This window comes from Paenibacillus marchantiae (assembly GCF_028771845.1).
Lineage (GTDB): Bacteria > Bacillota > Bacilli > Paenibacillales > Paenibacillaceae > Paenibacillus > Paenibacillus marchantiae.
This window is the reverse complement of the sequence record NZ_CP118270.1, coordinates 3,387,843-3,404,660: the sequence shown is the minus strand read 5'-3', so window position 1 is coordinate 3,404,660 and position 16,818 is coordinate 3,387,843. Positions and strand designations below refer to the sequence as shown.

At 47.8% G+C, this 16,818-nt stretch carries 10 protein-coding genes; 1 reads left to right on the top strand and 9 read right to left on the bottom strand.

Features of this window, described 5'->3' with window-relative positions:
• Positions 1-52: 52 nt before the first annotated feature.
• The 8 genes from PTQ21_RS15685 to PTQ21_RS15650 form a co-directional block, all read right to left on the bottom strand.
• Positions 53-1,585, bottom strand: a complete 1,533-nt coding sequence (locus PTQ21_RS15685; protein WP_090805203.1) for a response regulator — start codon at positions 1,583-1,585, stop codon at positions 53-55.
• 100 nt (positions 1,586-1,685) lie between these two features.
• Positions 1,686-4,016, bottom strand: coding sequence for a glycoside hydrolase family 95 protein (locus tag PTQ21_RS15680; protein WP_274570398.1), 2,331 nt, complete (start codon positions 4,014-4,016; stop codon positions 1,686-1,688).
• A 154-nt stretch (positions 4,017-4,170) separates the two neighbouring features.
• Positions 4,171-6,228 (bottom strand): alpha-galactosidase, encoded by a 2,058-nt coding sequence (locus PTQ21_RS15675; RefSeq protein ID WP_274570397.1) that lies wholly within the window; start codon positions 6,226-6,228, stop codon positions 4,171-4,173.
• A gap of 129 nt (positions 6,229-6,357) precedes the next feature.
• Positions 6,358-8,733 (bottom strand): glycoside hydrolase family 95 protein, encoded by a 2,376-nt coding sequence (locus PTQ21_RS15670; protein WP_274570396.1) that lies wholly within the window; start codon positions 8,731-8,733, stop codon positions 6,358-6,360.
• A gap of 29 nt (positions 8,734-8,762) precedes the next feature.
• Positions 8,763-10,526, bottom strand: a complete 1,764-nt coding sequence (locus PTQ21_RS15665; protein WP_274570395.1) for a right-handed parallel beta-helix repeat-containing protein — start codon at positions 10,524-10,526, stop codon at positions 8,763-8,765.
• A gap of 114 nt (positions 10,527-10,640) precedes the next feature.
• Complete coding sequence (locus tag PTQ21_RS15660) at positions 10,641-12,284, bottom strand: extracellular solute-binding protein (RefSeq protein ID WP_090805183.1); 1,644 nt, start codon at positions 12,282-12,284, stop codon at positions 10,641-10,643.
• 97 nt (positions 12,285-12,381) lie between these two features.
• On the bottom strand, positions 12,382-13,281 hold the full coding sequence (locus PTQ21_RS15655) for a carbohydrate ABC transporter permease (protein WP_063564773.1): 900 nt from the start codon (positions 13,279-13,281) through the stop codon (positions 12,382-12,384).
• Positions 13,282-13,296: 15 nt separating this feature from the next.
• Positions 13,297-14,181: an ABC transporter permease gene (locus tag PTQ21_RS15650; RefSeq protein ID WP_143805411.1), complete on the bottom strand. Its 885-nt coding sequence runs from the start codon at positions 14,179-14,181 to the stop codon at positions 13,297-13,299.
• Positions 14,182-14,340: 159 nt separating this feature from the next.
• On the opposite strand from PTQ21_RS15650, the gene PTQ21_RS15645 reads away from it, so the two are divergent.
• Complete coding sequence (locus PTQ21_RS15645; protein WP_218135355.1) at positions 14,341-14,511, top strand: hypothetical protein; 171 nt, start codon at positions 14,341-14,343, stop codon at positions 14,509-14,511.
• Here the strand turns inward: PTQ21_RS15645 and PTQ21_RS15640 are convergent.
• Positions 14,508-16,622, bottom strand: coding sequence for a helix-turn-helix domain-containing protein (locus tag PTQ21_RS15640; protein WP_240321374.1), 2,115 nt, complete (start codon positions 16,620-16,622; stop codon positions 14,508-14,510). The genes PTQ21_RS15645 and PTQ21_RS15640 overlap by 4 nt on opposite strands.
• Positions 16,623-16,818: the final 196 nt, after the last annotated feature.

Sequence of the window (16,818 nt, the reverse complement as noted above, 5' to 3'; positions counted from 1 at the left end):
CATGTTCAAGGAAAACGGGAGGATCGTGATCGTTACCAGACAGCCTGTATCTTCATATACTTTTCCTGTATTCGTTGGGTGTTACGCCCTCTGTCTTCAGGAAAAGAGATATAAAATAAGATGAACTTTCATAGCCCACGTTCTGCGCGATATCGTGAATCTTGAGCGAGCCATCTGCCAGCAGTTCCCTGGCTTTATCCAGTCTGATGCGTGTCAGATAATCGTGAATGGTCATCCCTGTTTTGTCCTTAAAAATGGATCTCAAATAGTTTGGTGACAAATAGACCTGATCAGACAGGCTGTTGATGGTAATCGGCTGATTGTAATTCTGATCGATGAGAGTACGGACCTTGTGAATCAATTTTGCATTTTTGTCCATAAACCGCTCACCCAGCATACTCACGGCATCTTCCGCAGTACCGAGAATCAGATCCTCGATCTCATGCAGAGTCAGTGCATTATAGATGGAATGATACAGCTCAGCCCGCTTCGGAACAGGTTTATGAAGCTGCTCCAGCAGCTCATTAACGAGATCTATCGACCAGTCGCAGATGAATTTCTTCTTAACTCGCAGTGTTGCCAATCCCTCAATATACCCGTGCAGCTTCTGTGCCGCCCATTCAAAATCCAGTCGGTTAATGGCCTCAAACCATTCCTTTTGTTCAAAAGGGGGCATATGCTCCGTATAAAACTGGTTTGAAAGCGACTCCGCATGAATAATGGTGCCTGTACCTTCATAGAAACGCTCATTCAAAACGATGCGTGTCTGTTCGTACAGACAGTGAATATGGGATAACTCTGTCTCTTGTCCTCCTACAGCTGCCGTCACCGTAAAATCGAGGGCACTACGAATAGCCTCAGCCAAGTCTTCCCACGCATAATGTCCCGGCTGCTGGGCCGCTTCCATAAATACACCCGTCTCTCCTTCCTTGTAATCCACAAAGATCGCTTTCAGGTTCTTCGCCTTGAAGAAATGGTCGAGAAAAGACACCAGCCGTCCTGTACATTCCTCCAGACTTTGCTGTTCCTCTTCAGCCTCCTTGGGATCGATACTGAACAAGGCCATTGCATATCGGGTGGTCTCCGGTTGTCGGGTTAGACGGCTGAAACTAAAAGCGAGATCAAGAGCACGATCCTCATTTTTTTCGTAAGATAACTCCTTCAGGATATTGGCTTTGGCTGCCTCCATGGAACGGTTCTTCATTGCAACTTCTTCACAACGCTGTTTAACTTTACTGATAACGCTTTCAATTTCGTTTAAATCCAAAGGTTTTAGCATATATCCCACGGCCCCTACGTTGATAGCCGATTTTACATATTGAAATTCATCGTGCCCGGTCAGAAACATCACCTGGATCGAGTCGTAGCTCTCATGTATCTTTCTCGCCAGATCAATACCGTTCATTATCGGCATCTGAACATCGGTAAGAACGATATCAGGCTGGGTGGCCTCAATCTTCTCCAAGGCCTCCCTGCCGTTACTCGCCGTTCCCATGATATAGATACCCATCTCTTCCCAACGAATGTAATCCCTCATCATCTCAAGTCCCAGTTCTTCATCGTCTACCAAAAAAATACTGTACATCAACGTCCCCTCCCTTTGTCTCTTTCTGTCTCTATTATATGTTTTTCCCCCCGTTGGACCATGGTCCATATAAATGAAAGTTATTTTCAAGTATAGATCGTTATTTTACCAACTCCAGTTCGCTATTGAAATAGTAACTTTCGCCTGCTTCGGCATGAAGGATCGTTCTATGGTTGCCCCAACAAATGGTGAACGTTCCCGGCGAGAAAGTGTGAATGTTCGTAGAAGTCAGCTTTCCATTCTCCCAGACGATGTCAACCTCGGCATTTCCTTTTGCTCTCAGCCCAGTTATCGAGCCGGTGCTCCATGCCTGTGGAAGCGCTGGGAGAAGGTGGATCTCGCCCGCATAACTTTGCAGCAGCATCTCCGCTACGACAGCTGTACCGCCGAAATTTCCATCAACGACGAAAATATTACTCTCTGCTCCAGCAATTCCGGATTTGGAATAGGTGAACAGATTATCGAAGCACAGGCCGCCGATCAAATGTGAGAGGTGTTTATATGCCGTCTCCCCATCGTGCAATCTCGCAAAACCCAGTCCAAACAAAGCAGCTGTAAATTCAACATCCTCCAGCTCTTCCTGGACCATGCGGTTCTCCAGCGTTACTCGTGCTGCAGTACTGAGTTCCGGTGTATGGTCAGGTGTAATCTGATTGTCCGGATACAGCGCATACATATGAGACAAATGCCGATGCTCCGGCTGCACCTCCTCATAATCCTCCAGCCACTCCTGTAACTGGCCTTTCTTGCCGATCTGTAGAGGTGCAAGCTTGCTAATTGCTTCTTCCAGCTTGCGTCCGAGTTCCTCGTCTTTATTCAAAAGTTCAACTGAATGAAGACAAAATTCGAAGAGCCTGCGCACCAGCATCTGGTCCATTGTCGTTCCCATAGACAGCTGCTGTGCCGCCTCTCTCGAATTATCGGGATAAAAATGATTCTCCGGTGAATTAGAAGGACCCGTCACCAGCCAACCGTTCCGAGGATGCTCACACATGTAGTCCAGATAGAAAGCCGCGGATTCTTTAAGTACAGGATAGGCCACATTCTCTAGGAAAACACGATCCTGACTGTACTCATAATGCTCAATCAGGTGTGTAGCCAGCCATAATCCGCCTGTAACGTTCAGCCCCCATGAGGTCTCCCATCCAGGCAACGTAAAGCCCCATACATTGGAGAAGACATGAGCGACCCATCCATCGCATCCGTATACATTACGAGCCGTTTCCCTGCCCGCCTGTGCCAGATCCTCAACATACCGAAATAGCGGAAGATGGCTTTCTCCTAGATTCGTAATCTCTGTGGGGTAATAATTCATCTGGGTATTCATATCAAGGTGATAATCACAGCTCCAGCCCATTCGGCACGCTTCACCATCATTCCAGATTCCTTGGAGATGGAGTGGCAGCGGAGAGTTCTCGCGAGACCCCGCAATGGTCAGATACCGTCCATATTGAAAAAACAATGCGTACAGCTGCGGATCTTCATCCCCATTACCCTGTTCCAACAAACGAATACGTTGATCTGTAGCCAGACCGGATTTCCCCTTGAGCCCCAACTGAATATCAACCTTGTCATATTGCTTGCCGTAATCGCGGATATGATCCTCCCTCAGCAAGGCATACCCCTTGTTTAAAGCCTTCATCAGCGTATACTCGTTCTCTGTTTTCCAATCCTGATCTGTACGGCGATAATCCGTGCTTACACTAAAATAAATCCATGCCTCATCCGCTCCGGTCACGTTCAATCGACCATCTCTACTTACGATGGTACCCCCGGATACAACCAACTTGACCAAACCCTTGGCCCATACGCCGCAAGTCCCATCACTATGTACATTTTCCGTTGCCTGCCCTTGGAATTCAAGCGTGTTGTCATCTAAGGCTACTACCTCGAATGAGTCCGTGCCTGCCTGCAAGCCAAGTGTAAAGGATACGCAACCCTGAGCATTGCTCCAAATTCTTGAGGCCACTATATCATCGGCGTGAGAAGCGAAAACTTCACGAAGAATCGTGATGTTGTCATCCTTCCAGAACGCCCCGGCCAGCGCATGAGTCAGATCCAGCTCGCGTTGGAAGCTTCCAGCTTCATCAGAACCCGAATTCTTCTTCCCAAAATCAATAACAACATCACATAATCCAAGATGGGTGCCGAAATTACGTTTCTTTGGCTGTAAATGCTGCTTGGCAAGACGGTCTCCTCCATCATAATCCCCAGAGAAAAAATGATCTCGCATCTCTTGAAGTGCAGCCTTGCCTCCTTCGGAAGGGTGCTCCGGATCAATTCGACCCGACCAGTAGGTGACCTCGCTCATACTCCATACCTCTCGATGCGAAGACGCCATAACAATCGCCCCTATTCTTCCATTGCCCAGCGGCAGGCCTTGAGACCAATCCGCTGCAGGGGTTGAATACCATAAAGTAAAATCGTTCATATCATATCCTCCAGTCCAATAGTGATTATCTTTACAGATAGACTCATGACTCAAAACAGACAAACGCGCGATCTGTGAGATACAAAAGCGCGCGTTTGACTTTGTTTTTATATTCTAAAACCGTTCACATCTCTGGGTTATCATTTCTCCCAGGTCAGTTTCCCTTCACGGTCAATCTGAAGATTTTGGATTCCGCCGGTTCCAGTGAGACCGTAAGCTCTCCAGACGTTTCCCCTTGTGAGCCTTCCCACAGATCTTGCAAACTGTAAACGGCATTGGTGTTTAGTCCGGCCCGCTCCAGCGAGATGGATTTCACCGCAGCCTGTGCAGCATCAAAGTTGAAGACGGCGAGATAGAAACTTTTCTCTTCCGACGATTCAAGGACAAACACGTCAGAAGACAGCTTCCCAAAATCACCTTCAACTGGTCGGAAGGTTTTGCCCATACGAGCAACGTTCAAAATCTCCTTGTTACCAAGCCATTCTTTTGCTCGTTCGGCAGCATCCTCTTTGCGGAAGTCATCCCCGAGTAGAAGCACCGTACCGGCAATGACTGAAGCAGTCAGGCGGCTACGTCCTTCATGCCAGCCGGTAGCTTCCTGGTTGAAGCTCTTGTATAACACCGAATGATCCGGATCATTGTAGCGATAGAGCGTATTGCTCATCCACCAACCGTGTGTCAGCGAGTTCAGCATATATTCCGTATCCGCAAGTGTACCGAAGACATCACAGGAAATACGGCGGCTGTGGGCAAATGCATATGGAAATAATGGAGCGATGGACAAGTTAATGAAAAATGGCCGTCCGATTACTTCTGGCGAGAGCTTATGCTGCAAATAAGACATGCCATAGTGATAAGCCGCGATCCCTGTTGTAATATTCGGATTGTGGTGCTGTCCCTCCAACGAGCCATGTGCCAAGAAATCCAGTTTGATATATTCGAAACCTTCCGAGATGAATTTATCCGTGAACCAGTCGATTCTTTGCAGGTTGCCAGGATGTGTCGGGTCTATCGCCAGACCACCGTCTACATCTGGCAGAATTTCGCCCTCACTGTCACGCAGCAGAATATCTGCATAGGTGTATTTGCCGTTCGTTCCTTCGACCGCTTGACTGAACTGATCAGGCCCTCCCCAGAAGGCAAATGGGGTCCAGTACGTTCCCGCTCTATGTCCGTTTTGCCGTACTCGGTCCAGTGCGCTCTTCATCTCTTCCGGCGTAAAATTGTCCCAGAAAGCATCAAAGTTGATATATAACGTATCCTCATTCTCGAATCCAAGCGGCTGCACTTCATTTTTCAGAAAATCGCTGGTCGCTGTATATAGATCATAGTCCAGATCACTCATAGCCGCAGACCAGCTGTTCCATCCGATGGGGACACCGCCCTCCCAAGGTAATTGAGCCTCAATCCAGCTATTAGCCCTACCGTAGGCTTCAAGACCTTCACGGTAGTCTTCATAGAACCCGACGAATACCAATGGAGATTCAACTCTTTTTCCCTTCACATAACCATGAGGCTGGGAATCGCGAGTCAGTTCACCCACCGCACCGCCGTACAGATCAAGTCCCTCAATTTGTCCGCTTTTTTCGCTTTGCATACGAATCCCTGTTTTCCATACCTTATGCGTAAGGGAACCCATCACAATTCCCCGGCGGCTGTCGGGCGCGAACAAGGCTGTCGCCTCATAACTCTCCACATCAAGCGGCGGCTTAACCACCGTATATCTGACCCATTTATCGTTGTCAAACGGAACACGCAGAATGCTTGGTTCATTCTGGCCGGATTCTCCGCTGAGTGATATGGTTTTGGATTGGATGACAGCCATGCGATTCGCCTTAAGCTCTTCATCACCGACTATAGTGGTCTGCACCAGTACATACGGTGAGGATTCATACATATAGAAATGCTGCTCCAGTTGCGGCAGCAACGAGGCTTTATGCAGAACGACCAAGCGGATGCCTTTTCCAAATCCTTCTCGAACAATATCTTCCTGTGCCGTCAGCTCATGGTTCTGATAATGATCCGTGCTGTATTCCCGGCCCTGCCAGCGAAAAGCACTACGAATGCCCTTCACATGGGAAGAATGCTTGCCGATGAAGGACACTTCACCATTTTCAAGATTGATCTCCAGGCTCACGTGGCCATTTGTAACGCTTACAAGATTAACATTCTGTTGCTGCACTTGTACGGCTGTATCGCTAGTTAGCATCATATGCCTCCTTATTGTTGCATGCTGTGCCCTGAGCGGAGCTGATTATGTCTCTCCTGCCCAAGTCTGCCCTCATTATAAAGACCGAATAGAGCATTTTCCATGCAACGATCTTCCGATCCATAACGCGATTTAACTCAACTTAATCTTGTAAGTACGTCCTGCAGATGTAGGGAAACTTATGATATTTAAATCGGTGTTCTCCGTCTCAACCACGCTGCCGTCAAGCGTTACCACAATTGGGCCTTCACCTCTAAGCACACACTCCCGACCCAGGTGTGAAGTGATGTGCGCTTCTACGAGTTGTCCGTTGTCCCACCGGATACTGACCTCAAATCCACCTCGGGCACGCAGGCCGGAAATGTTGCCCTGTTGCCAAGCATCCGGCAGTGCAGGTAGCAGTTCCATATAAGGACGGTGAGATTGCAGCAGCATCTCGGCTATCCCGGCAGAGGCCGCGAAGTTGCCGTCGATCTGAAACGGAGGATGTGCGCCCAGAAGATTCGGATATACACCGCCATGGTTGTATTGTTCCGACGCTCCATCTCTGACCAGACGCAGCATGTTGGAGAGCAGATGCAGGGAACGATTTCCTTCCCTGAAACGGCTCCAAAGTGCAACACGCCATCCCAGGCTCCAACCCGTGCTTTCGTCTCCCCGCCGCTCAAGGGAGGTTCTGGCGGCGACAAACAACTCTGGTGTCTCTTCGTCCGAAAGCTGTCGACCCGGATACACGCCTACCAGATGCGAGGTATGCCGGTGGTAAATGTCCTCATCCTCATAGTCCTTCGCCCACTCCTGCAATTGGCCATATTTCCCGACTTGCAGCGGCAGAAGGCGTTCGCGAATGCTCACCAGTTCTTTTCTGAAATCCAGGTCCGTTCCAAGTATTTCCGAGGCTTCAATACAGTTGGTGAACAACTCCCAGATTAATGAGATATCCATGGTTGAACCCGGACTGACCGCTGCTACACCTTCCGCTGTCCGGAATTTATGCTCCGGCGAAGTTGAAGGCGAAGTCACAAGGTGACCGCTACCATCGTCAATGAGCCAGTCCAGTGCGAACAGCGCAGCTTCCTTCATCACTGGATACGCGGAATTCCGCAAATACGTCTCATCTCCGCTGAAGGCATAATGCTCCCATAAATGCTGGGTCAGCCAAATACCTCCCATCGGCCAGAAAGCCCAGCTTGGATCACCGTCACCATAATTGCCCACCGGTGCCGTCTGTCCCCAAATATCCGTGTTATGATGCGTGGTCCAGCCTCGGGTACCATAGTTGACCTGTGCGGTCTCAACGCCCTTCTTCGCCAAATTGCTGATCAAGTCCAGCAATGGCTCATGGCATTCAGCCAAATTGCATATTTCAGCCGGCCAATAGTTCATTTCAGTATTAATATTCAGCGTGTAATTGCTGCTCCATGGAGGACGAGTTACTGCATTCCATATGCCCTGAAGATTCGCAGCCTGCGTTCCAGGACGGGAGCTTGTGATCAGCAAGTAGCGCCCATAATGAAAGAGAAGCTCCACAAGCCCCGGATCCTCCGCCCCATAGGTCGTAATCCGCTGTTCAGTGGACATCTGCTCCGGAGCAGGTGAATTCCCCAGCTGAAGCTTCACCCGATCGAAGAGCAGACGATAATCCGCAATATGGGAGTCAAGCAGGCTGTCATATGGCTTGGCTACCGCCTCATTCAGAAATGAACTTGCAGTGAAGGAAGTATCTTTCCCCTCGACTCCCGGAATGGCATCCATACCATTAAAACTTGTTGCCGCACTGAAATAAAAAGTTGCCGTTGTCGCACCCAATACATGAATTCCACTGCCATCCACAGTTACCTGTCCGTCCTCTGTCTTTACCGCTAGCTGTCCTTCAAAGACCATGCCCTTGTTATTTCCGGGGTCACCGTATCGGATCGGATCGTCGCTTGCAACATAGCTGGGATCGACATGTTCAGGGGCCGTTCCTTCCATAACAAAGCGGCCTTCCCTAACACTAGTCACATGCCGAAGCGGGCTATCCAGTGACGCATGTACATTCAACGCACCTTCCACACTCGCAGCCAGCCGCAGTACAAGTACCTGATCAGGATGCGACGCAAACATTTCACGGGTATATATAACATGGCCAATCTGATATTCAAGGCTGTGCACTGCATGTTCTACATCCAGCGTCCGCTTATAGGAATGGTAGATGTTCCCGTGCTCAAAACGTAGGAGTAAATCCCCGAAAGGCAGGTACGATTGAGTGTAAGGTCCCATCATTTCTCTGGTCAGCGTGTCCGCTTCTGTATAACGTTCCTCCTGTAACAGCTTGCGGACCTTTGGCAGAGCGTCCTTTGCGCCAGGATTGTTGCCGTTCTTCGGATAACCGGACCATAAAGTATCCTCATTTAAGCTGATTTTCTCCTGCTCCACTCCACCAAAGATCATACCGCCCAGACGGCCATTACCAATGGGAAGCCCTTCCGTCCATACATGTGCAGGTTTGTCATATTGAAGTTTCATGTGCACTCTCCCTCATGATTTCTCAATTGCTAGTCAGTACCTTCTGGAACATTAGTGAACGTATTATCCGCAATGTCAACCTCGCTGCAGGCTATTGCATAGACTGCTTCTTCAACGCCGGATAACTTTCCTGTCTCGCTGGAGGAACATATTTTATTCGACTTAAAAACCAACCCACAAGTGGATTTGGCGCTTAGAATCGGGACATCACTACAAGTTTCGAAACGGTTATTCAGGATAACCACCTGTCGGTGGACCGGAGCGCTCTCATCAACCACCACATTCTCCGGGGATATGAATATCACGGGATGCTCACTGCCGCCACATTCAATAAAATGGTTATCGGAGATCGTCACATCCTCTACCCTTCCGGACTCATACCAGGACTCGGCATCCACCGCAATCAAAATGGCATTCATGGACATGCGTTCAAACGTATTCCCGGTAATCAGCACTTTCCGACGAGTTGTTACGAGGATGCCTCGTGTTGGTACTCGGGCAAAATGATTATTTGTAATTTCCACTTCAGGTGTCCAGGTTACATTCTCAATGACATCATGGCTGCCAATACCGTCCGGTACCGGATGAGCAAGAGTCAGTAAAAGCTCACGAGCACTTAAATGCTCAACCGCAACCACATTGTTGGAGGCGTAGGTCGTCAACGAACCGGAACGGACAAATTCGATTTCATCACCAGGATAAAATGCTGGAAACCCATGCGTCTGGGGATGCATAAATTGAACCTTCACGCAATCCACTGCTGGCTGATCTACAATTCGTAAATAGGTACCGTGGACATTGACAGGATCATCATGCGAACCGGAAAAATAGCTGTCCCTTACGGCAACCTTGCCTCTGCAGCTGGAGATGTGCAGAAAATCCGCAAAGCCGGCAACCGTACGTTCCGTTTCGGTACGGGGAGCCAGGTTCATCCGTGAGAAGGTCAGATTTGTGCTGAACTGTCCGACGACCCCGAGTCCGTGCAGAAAATGCAGACTCACGTCTCTCCACGTTATATCCGAGCATTCGGTCATAAAAGCTCCAACTTGATCACGAATGCCATCGCGGTTTTGTAGCACATGACCAGGGACCACATCAGGTTGAAAATCAAAATGCAAACGGATGGTCATGGGCTCAAGCTCTTCCACAGATTGGGCCAATTCCAGCCAATTGTCGATTCGCCAGGTTGTATTCCGTAATGGATCATAGGTTTGCATGGGACCTTCCGCAAAACTCCAGCCTTCACCGAGCCAGGTTAGCTTGTTGTCCCGAATGTGATAACGGGAATCGGGGTGAATGCGGGCATCGAAATAATGCTTTCCGCTTGAGATAATCGTCATCTCGGTCACCGTCGGCTGGTGATAGTCTGTACGCAGGTTGCGAATCTCTACATTGGTGCAATTGTCCAGCAAAAACAGGGTCTGTTTGCCGTGGAAAATAAACAGAGAGCCGTTGCCCTCCAGGGTTACATCGTTCATTTCTTTAAGCAAAATGGCAATAGTCTTGGTTACGTCTGGATTCTCTTCTTCACTCGTCGTATTGGAGATATAATAAGGCGCCCGAATCGCCTCCTCCGGGTAGAAATGATATCTGCCTCTCGCACAGTCCAGCACCACCGGACCAGAAATTTCGGCCGCCGCCTGAATTGCACGAGCCATGGCTGGCTGGGTGTCCAACTCAGAGTCCGGCACAGCGCCATAATCCGTCAAACTTATCGTCGTGAAATTCGTGATATCTTCTTGTTCTGTCACAGGAATGATGATCCCACCCTTCTTGGTATGTAACACATCCATTGCTTCTTCTCTATCATCACATATACTCCATCATCATACTTCGCTTCTGCCTAAATACAAGGAAAATCAGGTGCCGGTACATCATAGGCACCTGATTTCCGATATCCCTCTTAATTACTTGCTTGTATCATATGCTTTTTGCAAAATTTCTAGATAACGATCGAGCTTCAGGTTCTGTAAACCTTTCACATAAGCATCCCAGTCCTTATTCAAGTCCTTGTTGCCTGTGATGAATTGCAATTCATTTTGCTCAATGTAGTTTCTGATGTTGGTTTGCAGCAAACTGGCTTCGTCAATTTCGTTTGGATCAATCCAGACGGACCAGATCGGGAACAGCTCTTTCGGCTCATGCCCTTCGTACAACAGCGATGCGTCATATAATCTGCGCTCATAACCATTGGATGCATAAATATCTGTGCCTTGAACGAAGGTATCACGATATTCTTTTGGCATATAGAAGTGAGCCATACCACTCCAGCCCGCATTACGTGGTGCCTCACCCTCAGCCATAGGGATTTGTTTCACTACAGGTTTAACGTCTTTACCCAGTGCCACATCACCTTCCACCGGGTCAGTCCAGTCAATCCCCTTCATACCGCTTGCACCGTTCGTTTGACCTTCTGGTGTGAACATGTAGTCAACCATTTTGATCAGGGCAATTTGCGCTTCTTCACTTGCCTTGTTTGTGATTACAAATTTCGCTCCTGGAGATACACCGCCCGCATCATGCGTCGCATAGGACACACCCTGTGGTCCAGAAATCGGCGCCAGCGGGTTATAGTGCGCCGAGCGAGTATTGCCTTCGTCAATGTTCACGAAAATTGCGGGATGCATAGCTGCACCAGCACCCAAAATTTCAGCGTCAGCATTTTCACCGATTTTCTTGAACGCTTCTGCGTTTTGTGTGAATGCGCCAGGGTCAATCAGACCTGCATCAAAGAGGGACTTAATGTAAGTCAATCCTTCTTTCCATTCAGGTGTAATTGCCGCAGATTGAACTTTTCCATTTTCCATTTGCAGGTAGTTTCGGTCATCATCATAGACAAATGCATTCATCAGGAACGGAATAATTCGTACGCCGAACTCCTCTATGGAACCACTCAGAGGTACCTCATCTGCTTTGCCGTTTCCGTTCGGGTCCTGCGTCTTGAAAGCTTGCAGCACGTTTTTGAATTCTTCGGTCGTCTTTGGCATTTCCAGATTCAGCTTTTTCAGCCAATCAGTATTAATCCACATCTTGCTCGGATAGGAGCAGTGGAAACATTCCGTATACGCAACAAGTCCATAGATATTACCATCAGGCGCTGTATTAAGCGTTTTCAAATTAGGGTTCTTCTCCATAGCTGCTTTGATGTTGGGAGCGTATTGATCAATGAGATCGTTCAAAGGAACGAGCACACCCTGCTTGCCATACTTCAGCAGATCTGCCTGAGAGAATTGGTCTATATAGTGGGTCAGCAGATAGGCATCAGGGTAGTCGCCGCTTGCCAGCGAGATTTGCCGCTTTTCCTTGGCTCCATCCGATGGGTTGATCTCCCAATTGAATTTGATATTGAATTTGTCTTCCACAAATGCAGTGAATTTATTGGTCGGAATATCAATGCTAGAGTCCTGAACCGCGAACACGCTAATATTCACCTTGCCGCCCTCTTCCGAGCTCCCCTGTTGTGCAGTAGATGAGCTACCATTGGAACACCCGCTCATGACAACTGTGAATGCCACTACCAGCATCAATAACGTTACCATACTTTTCTTCAAATCTGATCACTCCCTTTTTGTAGTTTACCAGTTGAGACGATGGTACCTTGCGTATGAACTGTCTATATCTTCTTGCTCCATACACCGAATCTAAGGATCAACCTTTAACAGAACCGACCAGCATCCCCTGTACAAAATGACGCTGTACAAATGGATAGATGACAAGTACAGGCAAAGTGGCGACCACAATTAACGAATATTTTAACAGTTCGGTAAGCTGCTGTCTTTCCACCATTTTCGCGACGTCCATGGCACCCGAACCATTATTTTGAATGATGATACTTCGCAAGATGAGTTGCAGCGGGAACAGGTCTGCCGATTTGAGGTAGATCAGGGCATCAAAGTACGCATTCCACTGCCCCACAGCATACATGAGAACCAGCACGGCGATGATCGGCTTCGATAACGGGAGTACAACACTCCAGATAAATCGCATATCACTACAGCCGTCAATTTCACTGGCTTCCAGAAGCTCCCCCGGAATAGAAGATTGAAAGAACGAGCGAGCAATAATGACCTGCCATACCCAGATTGCATTCGGGATCAGTAACGCCCAGCGAGTATCAATCAGATGAAGCTGCTTCACAACCATATAAGTCGGAATCAGCCCACCACTGAAAATCATGGTAAAGGTAATGATCATCATCAGGGTGTTCCTGCCGAAAAAGGTTTTGCGTGACAACGGATAAGCAATCATGATGGTTAACGCTACACTGATCAGGGTACCTGCGACCGTATAGAAAATGGAGTTACCATAGCCGATGAGAATCTCAGGTGTATTAAATAATGCCTTGTAACCGTTGAAGGAAATATCTACGGGCCAGAGCCATACTCGACCGGAAGTTACTGCTGCCGGGCTGCTGATTGAGCTGCTGACGATAAATATCAGTGGGTAAATGACCACCAACGCCACGATACTGAGCAAAATGTAAATTGTAATCAGAAACGTTTTGTCCACAGCGGACTCTTTAATCTTGGTTTGAACGTTTGCAGCCATAGGTGAACTCCTTTCCTACCAAATGCTATTCTTAGTAACTCTCTTCGCCAAACCATTCACCGTAACCAGTAAGACCAGATTGATCAGTGAGTTGAACAGCCCCACCGCAGTTGCGAAGCTATAGTTGGCATTCAACAGGCCGACTCGGTAGACATAAGTTGCAATGATTTCAGAATTAGCCAGATTGAGCGGATTCTGTAACAGGTAGACTTTCTCAAAGCCAATCGCCATGACATTTCCGACATTCAGGATCAAAATAATGACAATGGTTGGCACCAGCCCGGGCAGATCCACGTGACGGATTTTTTGAAAACGCGAGGCTCCATCGACTTTGGCCGCTTCGTACAATGTGGGATCGATTCCGGCTAGTGCTGCCAAATAAATAACCGCACTGTAGCCCGCAGTCTGCCAAATGTCGGACCAGACATAGATCGAACGGAACATACCCGGCTCACCCAGAAAATTCACGGAATCCAGCCCAAAGAAGTTCATGGCGATGTTCACAAATCCAAGCCGTGGTGCCAGGAACAGCATAATCATGGACACCATCACGACTGTTGAGATGAAATAGGGTGCAAAGGATACGAGTTGGACGAATTTCTTGAACTTGGCTCCTCGTACCTCATTAATCATGAGTGCGAGCACAATCGGAATTGGAAATCCGGCCAACACTAAATAACCGCTAAGTAAAATGGTGTTCTTCACCAGGGTCCAAAATAATGGGTTCTCAAAGAACAGACGAAAGTTTTGAAAACCAACCCAATCACTTCCCCATATCCCCTTGATGACGTTATAGTCCTTAAAGGCAAGAACCGCATTGATCATCGGATAATACTTGAAGATGAGAAAAAATAGCAAGGGCGGAATCACCAGTAGGTGTAACTGCCAGTGCTTCATCATTCTTTTGCGGGCATTGGTCAGAAAACCAGGTGCCTTCGGCTGTGTTGATGTCTTGTGATTTAATACGATTTCCTTCTCCAGAACAATCCCCCCTTACTAGCTGTCTGCGATGCGTAAATTATGATAGCGCTTTCTTGATTCTGATCATAGTCGATTTTGATGTCCTATAAACAGGTACACCTGCGCCGTTACACGTACAGTTATCCTGCTTTTGGGGGCACACATCCGCAGTACGACAGCCATTTTTCCATTACGGAGGCGTATTCGCAAAAAAAGACCGCATTGTCCGGAACACGGACAACACAGTCTATGGGTCTTCCTTTCATTTAATCGTCAACCGATTGTCTATACACACTGGGCGAAACGCCATTCAATCGTTTGAAGGCCCTCCTAAAGGAGTGAGAACTATTGTAACCTACCCGTGACGCAATCTCGTCAACAGTATAATTGCTCTCTTTCAACAAAATCACAGCCTGATCCATTCGGACTTTGATCAGGTGATCGGAGAAATTAACCCCCGTAAACTCTTTGAACAATTGAGAGATGTATTTCTCAGGCCGCTCCACATGCTCTGCCACCCGATACAGAGTCAGTTCTGTATCTGAATACATTTTCGCAGTATATTCCTTAATCTGTTTGATGATTTGAATATGAGCATCCTTCTTCTTGTTTGCAATAACGGAGCAGAGCTCTTCCATGATCTCATAAAACTCAGCTTTGATCGTTTCGAGCGGCTCCGAGGAACCAATATCAATGACCCGCCGTTTCACATTCTCGATGGAGGCATATTCCGTAAACGCCTTTTGATCCAGCAACTTGAGAAAAGTCCCCTTCATTTCTCCAACAAGTTGATGCTTCATTTCCATGGACAGTTCCCGCTGCTCCATGTTCTGCACAATGATTGCATCGACAATCCGTTTGGCCTCTTCAAGTTCTCCTGCACGAATGGTGCCAATCAGTCGCTGCTCCGAATCCAGCGGGTAATAATACGTTGTATTTTCGGTTTGGGCTTCGTTGTTCCACATCATACCTTTTTTGTTCATGTAGACTGCATACTCCAGCGCCTGATTGGCCTGATCAAAGGAAAGGCTGACCTCTGTCAACGATGTGAAGAGATTTCCGAATCCCGACTGGATGGTGATCCTGTATTCATTGAACACATACTGTGCCAGATTCTCCATGATATGCGTGATATCTTCCTTTTCACGATCCAATTCGGAGTCGGTTTCCTTGGAAAAGAACAGGATGACCACTTTATCCGAACCCATATCGGTCATCAGGACATCCACGTCCAGTTCAGCCAAAGCCTGCTTCAACAGTAATCGGGAGGCATTCAGTTCATTCAGGATCTCGACGCTGTCCATACTGGCATAACCCTTAATCTGGACAATTCCAGCATATCCCGTGCCTTGATACAAATTAATATCTGCCTGTTCGGCAGCGGAAAGAATCTCATCCCGCGATTTGAATTCGCCGGAGATCAGCCGCTTCAGGAAGGCATCCCTGACCAGTGGGAGCTGGCGATTTAATTCGGATTCAAGCAGCTTGTTCTTAGTAAGCATAGCAGCGATATTTCCACTCAAAAAGTCAAATTCATTTTTGGGAGCCGATTCATCCTTCCCAAACTGCTCTTTCATTACACTTAACAGTCGATTGATTGGAACGCTGTTGCGATAAGCCAGCACAAGTCCAACAATCAGTCCGATGAGCAGTGTGCCGCCCGTAATCAGCATCGTCATCCCCTTGATCCTGTTTGCATTCTCCATCAGGACATGACGGGGAATACCCGCCTGGTATACCCATCCGTTCTTATCAGATCTTGTAGTGATCACAAGATCATCCCCATAGAACTGGCTGACTCTGCTTGGATCAAAATGAGAGTCAGAGGCCATTTTCACCATCTCGGGCTCGGAGCTCCCTTGCAGCGCAATGGTATTGCCCTCCGCATCGCTGATATGAACCCAGCCACCGTATCGGTCATTCAGGCTGGACAACAGACTAAGAATCATTTTCTCGTCAATGATTACAACGGCGACAGCCGGTGAAGAATCATTGAAGCTGTCCAGAGGCAATGACTGCATATATGTGATTACCGAAGTCTGCTTCCCCCTACTAACATAGGAACTAAGCGGTTTAATCTCACTCCGGTGGGTCTTCCCCAACACGTCCTTCATCCATTCTTCCAACGAAAGATCGTTATAACGAAAATCAGTATAATAGTGATTCGGTCTGTAAGAAGAGCCCGGGGTCAAAATTAGATTGTAATTCGCAAGATAAATATAATAATTTTGCAGAAAATCATTGGTCTGTCCAAAGGTCAACACATTCTCCATCGTTCTCCATATTCCATATACGTTGGTTTCGTTGTCCCTTTCATTCATAAGAACGTTCAGTTCCTGATTAACTGCAAGCTGTCGGGTGAAACCCTCCACTTCCGCCATGCGGCCCTCCAATATTTCCTGGCTTTTCTGGAGTTGGGTAACACTATTCTCAATGGAAATGGACTGTGTTACGGAGATGGAAGTTAGATAAGACATATAACCGCCAATGCTGGGTATAACCAAAATGATCACGTAGGAAATTAAAAATTTACGAAAAACATTGGAATATTTAATGGGTAACCCTCCTCCCCCTCCT

Excerpts from the sequence above, each read along its gene's own strand:
- PTQ21_RS15665 (WP_274570395.1), bottom strand. The coding sequence starts at position 10,526 with ATGGATGTGTTACATACCAAGAAGGGTGGGATCATCATTCCTGTGACA.
- PTQ21_RS15650 (WP_143805411.1), bottom strand. The coding sequence starts at position 14,181 with ATGATGAAGCACTGGCAGTTACACCTACTGGTGATTCCGCCCTTGCTA.
- PTQ21_RS15685 (WP_090805203.1), bottom strand. The coding sequence starts at position 1,585 with ATGTACAGTATTTTTTTGGTAGACGATGAAGAACTGGGACTTGAGATG.
- PTQ21_RS15675 (WP_274570397.1), bottom strand. The coding sequence starts at position 6,228 with ATGATGCTAACTAGCGATACAGCCGTACAAGTGCAGCAACAGAATGTT.
- PTQ21_RS15655 (WP_063564773.1), bottom strand. The coding sequence starts at position 13,281 with ATGGCTGCAAACGTTCAAACCAAGATTAAAGAGTCCGCTGTGGACAAA.
- PTQ21_RS15645 (WP_218135355.1), top strand. The coding sequence starts at position 14,341 with ATGTCCTATAAACAGGTACACCTGCGCCGTTACACGTACAGTTATCCT.
- PTQ21_RS15670 (WP_274570396.1), bottom strand. The coding sequence starts at position 8,733 with ATGAAACTTCAATATGACAAACCTGCACATGTATGGACGGAAGGGCTT.
- PTQ21_RS15680 (WP_274570398.1), bottom strand. The coding sequence starts at position 4,016 with ATGAACGATTTTACTTTATGGTATTCAACCCCTGCAGCGGATTGGTCT.
- PTQ21_RS15640 (WP_240321374.1), bottom strand. The coding sequence starts at position 16,622 with ATGGCGGAAGTGGAGGGTTTCACCCGACAGCTTGCAGTTAATCAGGAA.